Raw genomic sequence first — 17,091 nt, forward strand, 5'->3', positions numbered from 1 at the left:
ATGAACGAGCACGCCAGCATCAACCGCCTCTACCGACTGATTTGGAACGCAAGCACCGGCACCTGGGTCGCGGTCAGCGAACTCAGCCGCGCGCGGGGCAAGCGCAGCAATGCTGGCGCCAGCGGAATCAGCGCGCTCCTGGCCGCGCTCAAAGCCTTGCCGCTCTCGCTTGCGCTAGGCCTTGGGTGCGTGCAAGCTGCGCCGCCCGTCAACACCGTCCCGCAAGGTGGCCAAGTGGTGGCCGGCCAGGCCAGCATCTCGTCCGGTACTTCGGCCGGCGGCGCTCGCCTGGATGTCAATCAGAGCAGCCAACGCGCCGCCATCGACTGGCAAAGTTTCAATCTCGGCGCCAACGCACAAATTAACTTCAAGCAGCCTGATGCGGCCAGCGTGATCTTGAACCGCGTGCTGGACGCGCAGCCGAGCCAGATCTTTGGCCGCATCACGTCCAATGGTCAGGTCTTCTTGAGCAACCCGGCCGGCATCTATTTCAGCCCGACAGCCAGCGCCGATGTCGGCGCCCTGGTGGCCACCACACACAGCATCTCCACCGCCGACTTCATCGCCGGCAAAACCACCTTCGACCGCAATGGCTCGACGGCCAGCGTCATCAACGCTGGCTCCATAACCTCCAGTCTGGGCGGCTATGTCGCCCTGCTGGCGCCCGAGGTGCGCAATGAAGGCGTGATCCTGGCCCAAGCCGGTACGGTGGCGCTGGCCGCCGGCGAAATGATAGAGCTGCAATTCAACGGCACGCGCCTGAGCAAATTGCTGGTCAGCCCGGCCAGCGTGGCTGCCTTGGTGGACAACCGCCAGGCAGTGCTGGCACCCGATGGCCTGATCCTGCTAACGGCCCGAGGCGCGCAAGAGCTGAGTGGCGGCGTAATTCAACACAGCGGCAAGTTGCAGGCCAACTCGCTCAGCGACAAGGGCGGCCGCATCGTGCTGGAGGCCGACACCATCACGCTCGCCGCCGGCTCATCGCTGGACGCCAGCGGTGCAATCGGCGGCGGCCAGGTCCTGGTCGGCGGCGACTGGCAAGGCGCGGGCGCCATGCATCAGGCCAGCAATGTCACGATGGCGGCCGGCGCCAAGATCGACGCCTCGGCCGGCCAGGTCGGCGACGGCGGTACGGTGGTGCTGTGGAGCGATGTTCACAATCCACTCGGCGTGACCAGCGCGCATGGCGAGATCCTGGCTCAAGGCGGGTCGACCAGTGGAATTGGCGGCCAGGTCGAAACCTCGAGCCATAAGCTGGACGTGAACGGCATTCGCGTCAGCACCGCAGCACCGACGGGGCAGCCTGGGCAGACCGGGCGCTGGTTGCTTGACCCCTATGACTTCACCATTGCAGCCAGCGGCGGTGACATCAGCGGCGCCGACCTGGCCACGCTGCTGGTCAATAGCAACATCACGATACAAACCGCGCTGTCACCCACCGCCTCGCCAACAAACCTGATCGGCAACAGCGGCACGGCAGGAGACATTTTGATCAAGGACGCGTTGTCCTGGAGTGCCAACAAGCTCACCCTCAGCGCCTATAACAACATCACCGTCAGCGCCAACCTGAATGCCAGCGCCACGGCCAGCCTGGCGCTGGAGTTTGGCCTGGGCGCCGTCGCGACAGGCAATACCAGCAACTTCACCACCGCCGCCGGCGCGGCAGTGAACCTGCCGGCGGGCAGCAGCAACTTCACAACCCGTCAGGGCTCGAACGGCACGCTCAAGAACTACACCGTCATCAACAGCGCCGGCGTGACCGGCAGCGTCACCAAGACCGATCTGCAAGGCATGCATGGCGACAGGACGCTGAACTATGCCTTGGGCGCCAATATTGACGCAACCGGTGTGGACTTCCTCCCGATCGGCACGAATATCGGACCTTATGCCGGCAGCTTCGATGGCCTGGGGCATCAAGTCAGCAATTTGACGATCAACCAAGCCGGCAAGAGCGACATTGGGCTCTTCAACAAATTGGCCGCAGGTGCAACGATCAAGAACGTCGGGCTGCTGGGCGGCAGCATCAGTGGCCTTAGCAATGTCGGCGCTCTGGTCGGCGACAACGCCGGCACCGTCAGCAACAGTTACGCCACCAGCCAGGTCACGGGCAGCGGCAGCTCTGCCGGCGGCCTGCTTGGCAAAGTCAGCGCTGGCACGGTCAGCAACAGCTTTGCCACCGGCCCGGTGACTGGCAGCGGCAGCGCGGTCGGCGGCTTGGTTGGCACCGTCACTGGCGGCACGGTCAGCGCCAGCTACGCCAGCGGCAATGTGTCGGGCGCCAGCGACGTCGGTGGCTTGGTGGGCTTGAACTCAGGCGGCAACGGTTTGACGCCTGCGAGCCAAAGGAGTCCAGGTACTGGAGTAGCCGGTGCTAATGGCAGCAATGCGCTGATCACCAATAGCTATGCCACGGGCTCAGCGACGGGAACGGGCAGCAATGTAGGTGGCCTAGTCGGCCGCAATCTCGGTGGCAACGGAGGGCGCGGTGGTGACGCAACCACAGTGGGAGCGATTGGTGGCAAGGGTGGAAACGGTGGCTCGGCAAGCATTTCTAACAGTTACGCCACCGGCGCGGCAACGGGATCCACGCTTGGCGGACTGGCTGGTGCTCGCAGCAGTGGAAGCAGCGGAACTATCGGCAGATACCTCTCTGGATCCACTGCCGGCGCAGGCGGCAGTGGCGGCACAGCCAGCACCAACGCCAGCTACTGGAACACCAGCACATCCGGCAACGCCACTTCTGCGGCCGGCACCGGCAAAAATACCGCGCAGATGCAGGCCATGGCCACGTTTTCGGGCTGGACGATATCCACATCGCCCGCGAGTTCGGACATGTCCCCTTGGTTCATTTACGAAGGCCAGACCGCGCCCTTGTTGCGCAGCTTTCTGACCCCGCTCAGTGTGACCGTGGGCAATGTCAGCAGAACCTATGACGGTCAGACCTATGGCGACGCGCCGGCCCTCAGCTATTCGCTCACACCGAATGCCAATCTCTTGGGCAGCCTGAGCTGGGTCAATGCAAAGAACGCCGGCAGCTACGCCGCCAGCGGCAGCTTGCACTCCAATCAGCAGGGCTATCTGATCAGCGTCGCCGGCGGCACGTTGACGGTGAATCCCGCCACATTGAACCTGCAAGGCACGCGCAGCTACGACGGGAGCACCGCTTTTGCAGGGGCGCAGCTGAGCGCCATCGGCGTCCACGGCGAGACCTTCTCGGTCAGCGGTGCGGGCCAGAGCGGCAATCTGAGCAGCAAGCAGGTGCAGACCAACCAAGCGCTGGCCAGCATTGACGGCCTGAGCCTGGGCAGCAGCAACAACGGTGGCTTGGCCGGCAACTACAACGCGCTCGGCACGGCGGGCAGCTCGGTCAGCATCACGCCGGCGAGCGTGACGGTCAGCGGCCTCACGGCCCATAACAAGACCTATGACGGCTCAACCACCGCCAGCTTGAACAGCGGTGCCGCAGCCTTCACGGGCATGATCGCTGCCGATCACCTCAATGTGGCCAGCGCCAGCGGCGCCTTTGTCGACAAGAACGCCGGCAGCGGCAAAACGGTCAATATCAGCGGCATCACCCTGGGTGGCGCCGATGCCGGCAACTACGCCTTGAGCAACACATCGGCCAGCAGCACGGCCGATATCAGCAAGGCGCCACTCACCGTCACGGCGGACAGCAAGAGCCGAATTTATGGCGCAGCCAATCCGGCACTGACGACCGCGATCAGCGGCTTTGTAAATGGCGAGACGCTGGCGAATTCCGGCGTCACAGGTAGTGCCGGCGCAACGACTTCTGCAACAACTGCCACCGGCGTCGGCAACGCCATCATCAGCGCCGGTATCGGCTCGCTGACCGCCAGCAATTACGTTTTCAACAGCTTCACCGATGGCACGCTGACCATCAACAAGGCGCATCTGAGTGTCACCGCCGATGACAAAAGCCGAACGTATGGCGCCGCCAACCCGTCACTGACGACAACAATCAGCGGCTTCGGCAATGGCGAGACATTGGCAACTTCTGGCGTGAGCGGCAATGCTGGCGCGACCACTTCCGCAACAACTGCTACCGCCGTTGGATCTGCCATCATCAATGCCAGCCCCGGCTCGCTGGCGGCCAGCAATTACGATTTCACGACGCTCACGAACGGCACGCTGAGCATCGACAAAGCACATTTGACCGTCACGGCCGATGACAAAAGCCGGCTCTACGGCGCAGCCAATCCAGCGCTGACGACAACAATCAGCGGCTTCGTCAATGGCGAGACGCTGGCCAACTCAGGCATCAGTGGCAGCGCCAGCGCCAGCACGCCGGCTGGGGCCGCCACAAGCGCTGGCCTTAGCAACATCACACCGGCCATCGGCACACTCAGCGCCAGCAACTATGACTTCCCGCTGCTGGTCGATGGCCGGCTTGACATCAGCAAAGCACCCTTGCTGGTCACTGCCACGCCCTTCAGCAAGACCTACGACGGCCAAGCGTTTTTCGGCGGCAACGGCGCCGCCTACAGCGGCTTGGTCAATAGTGAAAGCGCAGCGGTATTGGCCGGCGCTTTGAGCTTTGCCGGCAGCAGCCAAGGGGCACGCAAGGTCGGCCGCTACGTCCTGACGCCCACAGGCCTGAGCAGCGCCAACTACACCATCAACTATGCCGACGCCGCACTGGAAATCACACGCGCCAGCATCAGCGCCGTTACCGGCATCAGCGCTGCGGACAAAATCTATGATGGATCAACGGCAGCCTCGCTCAATAACGCAGGCGCAGCCTTCACCGGCATGATGGTGGGCGACCGCCTGACGGTGGCCAGCGCCAGCGGCAGTTTTGCCGACAAAAATGCCGGCATTGCAAAGTCGGTCAGCATCAGCGGCTTGAGCCTGGGCGGCGAGGATGCCGGCAATTACAGCTTGAGCAGCAATGTCGCCAGTGCTCAAGCCACTATCGAGCGCGCCGCCATTTCAGACGTCAGTGGCATCAGCGCCAATAGCAAAACCTATGACGGCACAAACGCGGCAACGCTGAATGCAAGCCAAGCGGTCTTCACGGGCAAGCTGGCCGGCGATGCCTTGAACGTCGCGGCGGCCAGCGCCAGCTTTGCCGACAAAGGCGCCGGCACCGGCAAGCCCGTCAGCATCAGCAACATCACCCTCGGCGGGGGCGATGCCGCCAACTATCGCCTATTGAATCCATCGGCCAGCAGCCAGGCCGACATTGCCAAGGCATTGATCACTGCCATCACCGGCATCACTGCCAATAACAAGGTGGAAGACGGCTCAAGAGTCGCCAGCTTAAAACTCGACCAAGCCATTCTCACCGGGCGCATCGGCGCTGATCTCGTCAGCATCGCCCAGGCGCAAGGGAATTTCGATAACGCGCTGCCTGGCCTGCAAAAAACGGTCATGATCAGCGAACTGCAACTGGGCGGCGCTGACGCCGGCAACTACCAACTAGCGGCCGGCATTGCCAGCACCCAGGCGGACATCGGCAAAAAGGCCGCGCTCAGCGAACCGACGGTGTTGCCGCCCTATCCCCCGCAGCCATCGGTGACACCGGCCACGCGGTCCCAGGCGCCAAGCACTGCCGGTTTGGTAGCGTCTTCGCCGCCTGCAGCGGCAGCCCCAGCCGCGCTCGCCGGCCCAAACGCAGTGACACCAAGCAATGGCGGCAACAGCAACAGCAACAGCAGCAGCAATGGCAATGGCAATGGCAATGGCGGACGCAGCAATGCCGGCGTCACGGCGGTTTTGACGCGTCTTCCTTCGGCCGAACAGCCCGGCATTGCCAGCATCTTGATCCCACTCAGCAGCGCCGCCGCCGGGGAAGGATTCAAGTTCAGCTTGCCACAGGAATTGGTCGCGGCCATGGGCAGCAGCGGCGCCGCAGCAAGTGTCAGCAGCTTGAATGGTGAAGCCCTTCCGAGCTGGCTGCGCTTCGACGCGGACTCACGCAACTTTGTGGCCAATGCGGTGCCCGCTGGCGCCTTGCCCTACCAGGTCCGCATCACTGTTGGCGGGCAAGTCACGGTCATCATGATGGGCGCAGCAAGCGACTGAGCCGAGCCGGAACAGCGAGCAAGCGCCAAGCTTGGCCACCCAGCCAGGCAGGCTGCACGGCCCGGCATGGATAATCGCCAACAACGCCCACGCCCTCTCCTTCGCTGCCATGCTGATCAAATTCTTCTACACCCTCAGAGCCGCCAAGTTGCCGGTCTCGGTGCGGGAGTTTTTGAGCCTGCTTGAAGGGCTGAAAGCCGGCGTGATCGGCGCCGAGGGCGCCGCTTCTATCGATGACTTTTATTATCTGGCCCGCACCACCCTGGTCAAGAACGAGGCGCTGTTCGACAAGTTCGACCGCGCGTTTGGCGCCTATTTCAAGGGCGTGGAGTTGCTGACCGATTTCAGCAAGGACGTGCCGCTTGACTGGCTGCGCCAGCACCTGCAGCTGGAGCTGACGCCTGAACAAAAGGCCGCGGTCGAAGCGATGGGCTGGGACGAGCTGATGGAGACGCTCAAAAAACGCTTCGAAGAGCAGAAAGAGCGCCACGAAGGCGGCAATAAATGGATTGGTACCGGCGGCACCAGCCCTTTTGGCAACAGCGGCTACAACCCCCAAGGCATACGCATAGGCGGCAGCGGCAAGAACAAAAGCGCGGTCAAAGTCTGGGAACAGCGCGCCTACAAGGACTACGACGATCAGCTCGAACTCGGCACGCGCAATATCCAGGTCGCATTGCGACGCTTGAGGCGCTTCGCCCGCGAGGGCGCGGAGTTAGAGCTCAACCTCGATGACACGATTCAGAAGACTGCGGCCAACGCCGGTTTTCTGGACATCCGCATGCAGCCGGAGCGCCACAACAAAGTCAAGGTGCTGCTCCTGATGGATGTGGGCGGCACCATGGACGAACATGTGCACCGGGTTGAGGAGTTGTTTTCGGCCGCCAAGACCCAGTTCAAACACCTGGAATTCTTCTACTTCCACAACTGCGTCTATGACTTTGTGTGGAAGAACAACCAGCGCCGCTTTGCAGAAAAGACCGCCACCTGGGATCTGATCCGCAAGTACAACAAGGACTACAAGCTGATCTTTGTCGGCGACGCGACGATGAGCCCTTACGAGATCTTGCAGCCCGGCGGCAGCGTCGAATACAACAACGAAGAAGCCGGCGCCGAGTGGCTGCAAAGGCTGACCCAGGGCTTCCCGAATTACACATGGATCAACCCCGAGCCGCAAGGCATCTGGCAATACCGCCAGAGCATCGCCCTGATTCAACAGCTGATGCATCAACGCATGTTTCCCCTCTCGCTCAGCGGGCTCGAAGGCGCGATGCGCTTGTTGAGCAAATGAGGGCTAAGGGCGAATTCAAACTGGTTCTGGGTCTTGGCTTGGCTGGCCTTGCCTTGCTGAATCTGGCCGGCTGCAGCGCCTTGCAAGAGTTCAGAGACAGCCTCAACCCCAAGGCGGCGGTCGAGCGCCAAGCCAAGGCCGAGCAAAGCAGCGGCCGGCTGGTGGCCGAGTACAAATTGGTCGTGATCGCGCCCAAGAAGTTGCGCGACTTGCTCGAAACGCATTTGGACCTGGCGCGCTTTCGCAGCGCACCGGAAGACCAACGCCTGAGCCCGCAAGAGCTGCGGCGCTTGAGCAGCGCGGCCCCCCAACAAGCCCGCGCGCTGCTTGAAACCGAAGGTTTCTTCAATGCACAAATCGAGGTCGAGAACAGTGCGCCCGATGCCAACAGCGAGGACTACCAGCGCCCCACCATCACCGTCAGGGTTGAGCCCGGCCCGCAAGCCAAGGTCACCGCGCTGACGCTGAATTTCAGCGGCGAGTTGCTGCAGCCAGTGGCTACGGACGCCGCCGCCAGTGCGCCCGAAGAACGGCTGCTGACGCAAAAGACTCGTCAGCGCGAGCGCATGCTCAGCGACTGGGGCCTGCAAGTGGGCGAGCCCTTCACGCAGGGCGAGTGGAGCGGCGCCAAGTCCGCGATGTTGGGCCGTGCGCGTGCGCAGGGTTACCCGCTGGCGCGCTGGGCCAGCTCGGCCGCCCGCGTGGACACCGAAAGCAATAGCGTCGAGCTGAACCTGGAGCTGGCCAGCGGGCCGCTGTTCCGCCTGGGCGAACTCAGAATCAGCGGCCTCAAGCATCTGCCCGCCTCGGTGGTGGAGCGGCTGGCCGGCTTCGAACCGGGCGAGCCCTATACCGAGCGCGCAATGCTGGACTTTCAAGAGCGCTTGCTGCGCACCACCTTGTTCGACAGTGCCAGCGTGGACATCCGGCCCGAAACGGCCGTGCTGGAAATCGCCGAACTTGAAGCGACGGCTGAAGCGGCTGATGCCAATCAAGCGCCTATGGTTCCTGCTCCTGCTCCCGCAGCCTCCTCTGCCTCTGCTGCGTCCGACGCTTCAAGTGCCGCTGCCGAGCCCGCGCCAGCGCAGTCGCCGGCGCCGGCCACCTCGCCCACCACCGACCCTGCCCCTGCGGCTGCCATCAGCCCGGCCACCGCCAGCCCGGTCTATGTGCTGCTCAAAGAAGCGCCACGCCAGCAAGTGACCTTGAGCCTGGGTTTTGATACCTCGACCGGCCCCCGCGTCGGCGCCGACTACGTCCACCGCCAACCCTTTGGCTGGAACTTGCGCTCGCGTACCCAACTCAAACTCGGCAAGCAAGAAAGCTCGGCCGATGTGGAGCTGAGCTCCTACCCCTTGAGCGATATGCAGCGCAATGTGGCCGCGCTGTTCGCCGAGCGCCTGAGCCAGGACGGCACCGTCAACAGCAATTTGCGTGCGCGCCTCGGGCGTAACCGCGAAACCCCGCAGCAAGACCGCACCTACTTTTTGGAAGTGCTGCGTGCGCGCGATGAGACGCCGCAGCTGGTCACCAATGCGGGCGCCGTCTCGGCCAATATTCAGTGGACCCGGCGCCGGGTCGACAGCACTTTGCGCCCCACCAAGGGCTATACGGGCCAGTTGCTGGTGGGCGCCGGCTATGCCGACAGCACGACGGCAGACAACGGCGGCTTTGGCCGCGGCCAGCTCAGGGTCTATGGCTACTACCCGCTACCGGCCGGCTTTTACGGCGCAGCACGCACCGAGCTAGGCCAGATCTTTGCCTCCGACAGCGTCGGCCTGCCCGAGAAGCTGCGCTTTCGCACCGGCGGTGACGAGTCGGTGCGCGGCTATGGCTTTGAAGGCCTAGGCCCGGTGGATGCATACGGCAACCCGACAGGCGGGCGGGTGCAATGGAGCGGCAGCCTTGAGATTGCGCATGGTCTGATGGAAAGCGTGCCCGATCTGCTCGGCGCGCTGTTTGTTGACGCCGGCCAAGCCGCCGCGAGCTGGAGCGAACTCAAGCCCGTCACCAGCGTCGGCCTGGGTCTGCACTACCGCAGCCCGCTGGGTACGCTGCGGCTGGACTATGCCTATGCGACCGAACCGAAGAAATGGCGCCTGCACTTCAGTGTCGGCATAGCCCTGTGAATGACGAGTTAGCGCCATGAGTGAGACAGCAGCGGAAACAAGGGATACAGCGGATCAAGCGGATCAAGCGGCTTCAGCCCCTGCCCCTACGCCGAGCCCGCGCCCCAAGAAACCACTGTGGCGCCGTGGAACCGGCCTCTTGCCCAGCGTGCTGGCCTTGCCGATCTTGCTCGGCGTGGCCGGCAGCGCGCTGTGGTGGGGGCTGGCGACGCAAGCCGGCGGCGAATGGCTGCTCGGCCAAGTGCCCGGCCTGGAAGTCAAGTCCTTGCAAGGCAGCCTGATGGGCGACTTGTCGGTCAAGTCGCTGCGCTACACCCTGCCCGGCTCGCAGGACAAACTTGAACTCGTTGACTTGCGCTGGCAAGGCCTGAGCCTGGCCTGGAATGCCTCGCCCGGGCTCTGGGCCGACCTCAGACTGCAAAGCCTGCAGGCCAAGCGCGTGCAGTTGCACTTGAGCCCCAGCACCGAACCCAGCAAGCCGCCCACCGACCTGCGCCTGCCGCTGGGCCTGCGCATTGAAGCCTTGCGCATCGATGAGCTGGCCCTGCCCTCGCTGAGCAGCAAGCCGCTGACCGATCTGCGCGCCAGCCTGGCGCTGAGCGCCGAGGGCGGAGCGCAGCACCAATTCAGCATCGAGCAACTGCACTGGGACCTGCTGCAACTGCAGGCGGCAGCCAGCATCAAGACCAGCGGCGAGCTGCCGCTGCAGGCGAATCTGACGTTGCAGTCCAAGGCCAACGACAGCCAAAGCTTGCCGGCCTGGAATGCCCAGGCCAAGCTGAGCGGGCCATTGCAAAAGCTCAGTGCCAGCGCCGAGTTGCAGGCCTTGGCGCAGCAAATGCAAGTGCAAGCGCAGCTCTTGCCCTTTGCCGACTGGCCCTTGCCGCAAGCCCGGTTGACGACGAGCAATCTGGACTTGGCTGCCGTCGCATCAGGACTGCCGCGCACGTCTTTGACGGGTCATGCGGAGCTGCTGCAGCTTGGCCCCGCCAAGCCCGGCGCCAAATCCGGCGCCACAAGCAGCCCCACGCCCAACACCAGGGCCAGCACTGAAACCACGCTGCACATCAAGAGTGAGCTGAGCAATTCGCTGGCCGGCCTGTGGGACGCGCAGCGCCTGCCGCTGCGGGCCTTGAATCTGGATCTGAATATCGCCCCCGGCGACCCGGCCGCGCTCAGCATCAAGCGCCTGGAGCTCATGCTGGGCAGTGCGCAGCAGCCCGCCGGCCGGGTCCATGCGCGCGGCGCCAGCTCCAAGCAAGGCGGCAGCCAAATGGTGATTGCGGTCGATGGCCTGCGTAGCGAAGGCTTGGATTCACGCGCCGTGGCGCTTCAATTGGCCGGCGAGATCGAGCTCAGCACCGGCCGCGCCATCAATCAGCTCGGCGCCGACGGGCCGCAGCCCATGCTGCTGAAAATGAACGCTAGGCTGGATGGGCGCTTGGGTGGCATGGGCGGCACGGGTACAGGTCCGGGCGCCAACAATCCCCGCAGCACGGCGCTCAGCCTGCAAGCCCAAGCACAGGCCTCGCGCAGCGAACTGAGCTTGCAGAGTTTGCGGCTGCAGTCGGAGGGCTCAGAGCTGCAGGCCAGCGGACAGCTGACGCTGAAGAAGGCCGCCAGCTTCGCACAAGGCTGGGCAGCGCAGGCCAAGGCCAGCGCTCAGCTGCCCGACCTGCGGCGCTTTTGGCGCGGCAAGGAAGGCAGCGTCTGGCAGCAAAACCCGCAAGCCGTTTCTGCGCTGTTCGAAGCCAATTTGCAGGCCGGGCCCGAAGCCACCGGCCAGGGCAGCAGCTTGAAACAACAAGCACCGCTGGGTTCGGCCCGGCTGCAACTGCTGCCCACCGCCGTGGGCGGCGTGCCCATCAGTGCCGATGCCCACTATCAATTCAGCGACCGCGCCAGCACACCCAGCTTCAAGCTGGCCCTGCAGGCCGGCGCGCTCAACCAGTTGCTGGCGCAGGCCAGCCTGAACCCGGCCGGGCAGTTGATCGGCGATGCCGATTTGCGCTTTGAGCAACTGGCCGGCTTGCAGCCGCTGCTGGCGGCCTTCGGCCAGAGCAGTGGCAAACAAGCCATTCATCTGGACGGAAGCCTGGCCGGCAAACTCAATCTGCAAGCCCAGCCCAGCAAGGCCGCAGGCAAAGCTGCAGCAACAGACTTCGGCTGGACCTGGCAAACCCAAGCCGACCTGCGGGCGCAGACGCTGCAACTCAGCGGCATGGCCGCGCAGCCGGCCATCAGCTTGAAGAGCGCTGATCTGCACTGGGAGCTCGCCAGCGCCGACAACGCTGCGCTGGATGTCAGAGCCAAGCTGGAGCAACTCAGCGGCAGCGGCTGGAGGGTGCCCAGTGCCAGCGCCACCTTGCAAGGCACATGGGCCAAGCACCGCCTGAACTTGCAAGCCCTGGCCGAAGGCAAGATGCCGCCGGTCTTGATCCCACCGGGGCAGCCGGCCGAGCAAACCCTGCGCGGCCCCTTGACCCTGAGCCTGCTGGCCGGCCTGAGCACCAGCCCGAACCTGGCTTGGCGGGACGGCGCGCAGTGGCGCGCCAGCGAGATCAAGCTGTTGGCGCAAGCACAGCCAGACAGCTTGCCTAAAACACCGGCCTTAGCAACCGAGGCAAAGGCCGCAACAAAGTCCGTGCCCAAATCGGCCTGGTTGAAAGCCGAGAACCTGGCTTTGACGCTGGAGCTTGCACCGCAGGCGGCGCTCAAAGAGCTGCGGCTTGAGCCGGGCCGGCTTGAAGTGCTGGGCGCCGGCCTGCGCTGGAAGAGCATGCAATGGGCCGCTGCGGACAGCAAAACAAGCCTCGACATCGACCTGGCGCTGGAACCGCTGGCGGTGGCGCCGCTGCTGCAGCGTTGGCAACCCGACTTCGGCTGGGGCGGCGATCTGCAAATGGTCGGCCATGCCCGCATCAAAAGCAGCCCGAGCTTCAGCGCCGACATTGCTCTGGAGCGCAGCGGTGGCGACTTGTCGGTCACCGACGACAGCGGCGTGCAAATGCTCAAACTCAGTGACGCCCGCATCGGCGTCATCGGCAGCCCCGGTGTCTGGCACCTGACCGAAGCGCTGGCAGGCAGCAATGTCGGCGTGCTCGCCGGCGCTTTGACTGCCCGCAATGCCGACCCCGCCCAGCTCTGGCCCAAGGCGGACTCCAAGCTGGAGGGCGTGTTGGAAATGCGCATCGCCAACCTCAGCACCTGGGGTGCTTGGGTGCCGACCGGCTGGCGCTTGGGTGGCAGCTTGTTTGCGAGTGCAGCCTTCGACGGGCGCCTGAGCGCGCCGCAGATCAAGGGCAATGCCGGCGGCGCCAATCTGGTGCTGCGCAACCCCTTGCTGGGGGTGGACCTGCAGCGCGGCGAGTTCTCACTCAGCCTCGATGGTGAGAAGGCCCGGTTGGAGCAATTCAAGGCATTCGCTGGCGACGGCGAATTGACGGCTCAAGGCGATCTGCTACTCGGCGCCGCGCCGCGCGCCGAGTTCCAGATCCAGGCCGACAAGTTCGCGCTGCTGCGCCGGGTTGACCAGCGCTTGGCCGTCAACGGCAAGCTCGACTTGAAGCTGGACGCGGACTCCCTGGACATAACAGGCCAATTGAGCGTGCATGAAGGATTTTTCGACTTCTCGCGCGGCAATGCCCCGACGCTGGACAGTGATGTCGAAGTGATCCGGCCCGAAACGGCCGAAGCGAGCGCCGAAGCCAGCCGCGCCGCCAATGGCGCCCATCAGCGCAAGGTCAGAGTGAAGATTGATATTGATCTCGGCAAGAAGCTGCGAGTCACCGGCTTTGGTCTGGACACCTTGCTGGCCGGCAATTTGCAACTCACCCAAGCTGCCAACGGGCCAGCCTTGCACGGCCGCATCCGCACTGAGAGCGGCACCTTTGCCGCCTACGGCCAAAAGCTGGCGATCGAGCGCGGCCTGATCATCTTCAACGGTGTGGTCGACAACCCACGCCTGGACGTGCTGGCCATCCGCCCGACGCAAGAGGAGCAGCGCATCGGCGTCACCATCACCGGCACGGCACGCAACCCGCGCGTCAAGCTGTACTCGGAGCCCACACTGGACGAACGCAGCATGCTGTCTTGGCTGCTGCTGGGGCGCGGGCCGGATGAGCTCAACAGCCGCGACAACGCCTTGCTGAGCAGCGCCGCGATGGCCTTGCTCAGCGGCACCGGAGAGAGCCCCACCTCCAAGCTGATCAAGTCGGTGGGCCTGGATGATTTGTCTTTCAGCGACAGCGGCGACCAAGCGCAGGGCACCGTGGTGCGCTTAGGTAAGCAGATATCTAACCGCTGGTATGTTGGCTACGAGCGCGGCCTCAACGCCACACGCGGCAGCTGGCAGGCCATCTACCGCCTCGCGCAACGCTTCACCTTGCGTGCGCAGTCGGGGGATGACAACTCGCTGGATCTGATCTGGCAGTGGCGCTGGGAATAGGAACTCGCCAATCATGAGAGAATGCGGCCCGCCCCGCGCTCGGGGCATCTCTCCGTAGTTCAATGGATAGAACGGCCGCCTCCTAAGCGGCAAATGTGGGTTCGATTCCCGCCGGAGGGACCAGCAAAACACCCTTAAATTTCTGTAAATTGTTGATTATAAAGGATTTTTCAGCACAGAAACCCAAGGAAACAGAGTCTGAGTGTGGTAGAAACTGCGGTAACTACCACAATGAAAGCTTCATTCGGACCAGTCACTTTGAATCTTCGGTACACCTACCAACGCGGCAAAACAATTATTTTTCAGCGTGCGATTCCGCGACACCTTTAAGCCCGCTATGAGGGGGCGAAGACGTTCAAGGTAGACCTGAAGACTGGCGACATACGCGCAGCGGCTCGGCAGGTTGCCAGCTTGAACAAACAGCTTGAGGCGGAATGGTCAATGCTGGAGGCAACGCCGGACGGCCTACCCAAGACCATCAAGCAGCGAGCCGCCGACCTTCTCAAGGAATATGACCTTGTCCCAGGGTCAGCCACCAACAACGAGTCGAACCTTGACGTATTCCGGGAACACCTGGATGTCAAGCGGGAGCGCCACGCGGGCAATGATGAGGATGTCTACCGGGATGCTCCAGGCTCAGACTACTTGGCACCGCATGAGATTGAAGCCGCCCAACAAATGGCAGGCACCAGCGTAGACAGGCTGTCTGATGCACTTGCCCTGTATTTGAAGACGCACAAGCGCAGCGCTGAAGAGAAGTTCACCAAGCCAATCAGGGCACGGTTCGCCCAGCTTGTCGACCTGATTGGGGACAAGCCTGTGGCCGATGCTGATAGCGATGACGGCAAGGCCTACCTGGACAAGCTGCTAGCGACTGGCGTAGCCACGACCACGGCACGGCGCTACTTGCGGACGATGCATTCCATTCTTGCCAAATACCTGAAGGCAAAGAAGACCCAGCACCCTAACCCGTTCGCTGATATCGAAATACCCCACGAAGGGGAAGACGCCGAAAAGGCGAAGCCATACAGCGCCAAGGAACTGTCGGAGGTATTGAAGGCAGTTAAGGCAACAGACGATGAGGCGCGGTGGCTGGTTGCCATGCTCGCGGACACTGGCGCACGCCTTTCTGAGATTGCCGGACTCACCCTGGCCGACATCGACCTTCAAGACGAAGTCCCAAGAATTCACATCCGCTTCCACGCGCACCGCCGAATCAAGAACCTCGCCACTGTTCGCTATGTCCCCCTGAAGGGCTGCGCCCTGTGGGCCGCTACCCGCATCAAGGCGACGGCAACCAAGGACCAGCGCTACGCCTTCCCCCATTACAACACCAAGGGAACCACAAACGGGAACAGCGCCAGTGCTACGCTGAACAAGTGGGTGAAGGAGACAGTCGGCGTGGATCACAACATCCACGAACTGCGCCACACAATGGCCGACCGCTTGAGGCGTGTTCAGTGCCCTGCTGACATCAGGCTAGCAATTGGCGGCTGGGCTAGGCCGTCAGTGGGCGAAGGATACGGCGACGGCTACCCGCTAGAGGTCGCTGCCGAGTGGCTGGCTAAGGCTACCGGGTAACTCTGCGGATGTGAAGAGTTGGCCTCGTTGCGGTTCCTCATTGTGGTTCCGCAGAGAGGACCAAGCATTCATGGGTAAAGTCGCGACTCGTTCTTGATCAGTGCGCGATGCCAGCAGCCCCCCCAAGCAATTTCATCAACAGCAAACCGAATTGCGGCCGCCTGTATATGGCCGGGCTGTGCCTGATGCTGACCTTGAGCCCGCTGCTTTGGTGGCTGCTGCTCAAGCCCAGCGGCATGGCGGTGGAGCTGGTCAGCAAGACTTGGCGTTTGGACATCGAGATCGAAAAGCTGCTGGAAGAAGGCGAATCGAGCTGGTGCGACGAGCTGCCGGCCGAGGCACGCAATATCAGCCGGCGCTTGCTGCTTGACCCGGCCGGTGTGCGGCCCGAGCCGGCCGAGCATTGCCGCTTCAGCCGCCCACAGTGGCGCACCATGCGCATGGCTAGGGCCGAGGGGGCGGCGCCGGCGGCACCACAGTGGCCCGAACCCAAACTCAATGGGCTGGACGCTAGCCAGCTGGGCGCTGAGCGGGCCGGCAAGCGCGAGGCCTTTTACGAGTTGCAGCTGCAAAACGATGGCGGCCAAGTTTGGACTTGCCGGCTGCCGCTGGCCCAATGGCAGGCACACCAACTCGGCGCGCGCTACCGCGTGCAGGTCGATCGCTTTGGCGTGGCCGATTGCGCCAGCTTGCCAAGACGATGAAATGAGCAGGTCCAAGCCGACCTTGGCTCATTGTTGCCGGGCGAGCGCTCCCGGCAGCGGGGCCGCAGGCACAAGTGACGCCGATCGTCCTTCAGCGGCCGATGCGGTCACGCCCTGGCCAGTGCGAGCTCAACCGTGCAGCTTTGCCTTGCCCAAGCCCGCTGCTAGCCCTGATGCTGCCGCCACGCTAGGAGCACCAGGGTGACGCCATGCTGCCCATTGACAACAATTGGGTCCAGAATCGAATCCGGCCAGTGGCGCTGGGGCGCTCGAAGTGGCTCTTCGCCGGCAGCCGGCGAGCGGGCAAGCGAGCGGCGGCCGTGATGAGTTTGATCCAGTCCGCCAAGCTCAATGGCGTGGAGCCGTGGGCGTACCTGAAGGACGTGCTGACCAGGCTGCCCACACAGCCGGCCAGCCGAGTAGCGGAGCGGCTGCCGCATCGCTGGCTTCAGCCCGAGTAATTCGGGCGCCCAGCGGCTGGGCGGCCCGTCAAGATGACTTGCCTGGACGCCTACGTTTGATGGCCATTAGTTTGGCCTGTGGCTTCGCCAATGATGTTGAGCGTGCGGAAACCAAGGCCGTCGTAAAGCACGTCGCGCATTAAGTCCAACCCCCCAGCCCAGGTTCACCAGCGTGCCGGCTTGCAGTGGTACCGGCTCGCACTGACGCACGCGCTTCTTGGTCCGGGTGGGGATATTGAGCCCGATTTGGAAATACACCCGCCAGACGCTTGTGATTCCAGCGCTGCCGGTCCAGGCGCAGCCGGTCTAAGTACGCCCAGAAGCCCCATCGCGGGCTGAGTTCGACGATGGCATTGAGCACATCGATGACCGCCGCGTCAAACGGTTCGGACTTGCGAGACACAATTTGCCGAGAGCATGATTGGCGATACTC

Annotated in this window: 6 protein-coding genes, 1 tRNA gene and 1 pseudogene; all 8 read left to right on the top strand. The window is 63.5% G+C overall.

What is annotated here, in order from left to right:
* On the top strand, positions 1 to 6,045 hold the full coding sequence (locus LNV09_RS13195) for a YDG domain-containing protein (protein ID WP_263557529.1): 6,045 nt from the start codon (positions 1 to 3) through the stop codon (positions 6,043 to 6,045).
* A gap of 109 nt (positions 6,046 to 6,154) precedes the next feature.
* Positions 6,155 to 7,336 (top strand): vWA domain-containing protein, encoded by a 1,182-nt coding sequence (locus LNV09_RS13200; protein ID WP_263557530.1) that lies wholly within the window; start codon positions 6,155 to 6,157, stop codon positions 7,334 to 7,336.
* On the top strand, positions 7,333 to 9,465 hold the full coding sequence (locus LNV09_RS13205; RefSeq protein WP_263557531.1) for an autotransporter assembly complex protein TamA: 2,133 nt from the start codon (positions 7,333 to 7,335) through the stop codon (positions 9,463 to 9,465). The genes LNV09_RS13200 and LNV09_RS13205 overlap by 4 nt, the downstream gene beginning before the upstream one ends.
* A 16-nt stretch (positions 9,466 to 9,481) precedes the next feature.
* Positions 9,482 to 13,912 (top strand): translocation/assembly module TamB domain-containing protein, encoded by a 4,431-nt coding sequence (locus LNV09_RS13210; protein ID WP_263557532.1) that lies wholly within the window; start codon positions 9,482 to 9,484, stop codon positions 13,910 to 13,912.
* 48 nt (positions 13,913 to 13,960) lie between these two features.
* A tRNA-Arg gene (locus LNV09_RS13215) sits at positions 13,961 to 14,035 on the top strand.
* A 288-nt stretch (positions 14,036 to 14,323) separates the two neighbouring features.
* Positions 14,324 to 15,493 carry a tyrosine-type recombinase/integrase gene (locus LNV09_RS13220; protein ID WP_263557533.1) on the top strand — a complete coding sequence of 390 codons (1,170 nt, stop codon included), beginning with the start codon at positions 14,324 to 14,326 and terminating at the stop codon, positions 15,491 to 15,493.
* A 107-nt stretch (positions 15,494 to 15,600) separates the two neighbouring features.
* Positions 15,601 to 16,197 (top strand): hypothetical protein, encoded by a 597-nt coding sequence (locus LNV09_RS13225; RefSeq protein ID WP_263557534.1) that lies wholly within the window; start codon positions 15,601 to 15,603, stop codon positions 16,195 to 16,197.
* A gap of 203 nt (positions 16,198 to 16,400) precedes the next feature.
* Positions 16,401 to 16,658: pseudogene (locus tag LNV09_RS13230) on the top strand (transposase domain-containing protein); the annotation flags it as partial.
* Positions 16,659 to 17,091 lie beyond the last annotated feature (433 nt).

The organism is Paucibacter sp. B2R-40, assembly GCF_025717555.1.
Taxonomy (GTDB): domain Bacteria; phylum Pseudomonadota; class Gammaproteobacteria; order Burkholderiales; family Burkholderiaceae_C; genus Paucibacter_A.

Bases quoted from the DNA above. Each gene is read 5' to 3' on its own strand.
- LNV09_RS13195 (WP_263557529.1), top strand. From the start codon at position 1: ATGAACGAGCACGCCAGCATCAACCGCCTCTACCGACTGATTTGGAAC.
- LNV09_RS13200 (WP_263557530.1), top strand. From the start codon at position 6,155: ATGCTGATCAAATTCTTCTACACCCTCAGAGCCGCCAAGTTGCCGGTC.
- LNV09_RS13205 (WP_263557531.1), top strand. From the start codon at position 7,333: ATGAGGGCTAAGGGCGAATTCAAACTGGTTCTGGGTCTTGGCTTGGCT.
- LNV09_RS13210 (WP_263557532.1), top strand. From the start codon at position 9,482: ATGAGTGAGACAGCAGCGGAAACAAGGGATACAGCGGATCAAGCGGAT.
- LNV09_RS13225 (WP_263557534.1), top strand. From the start codon at position 15,601: ATGCCAGCAGCCCCCCCAAGCAATTTCATCAACAGCAAACCGAATTGC.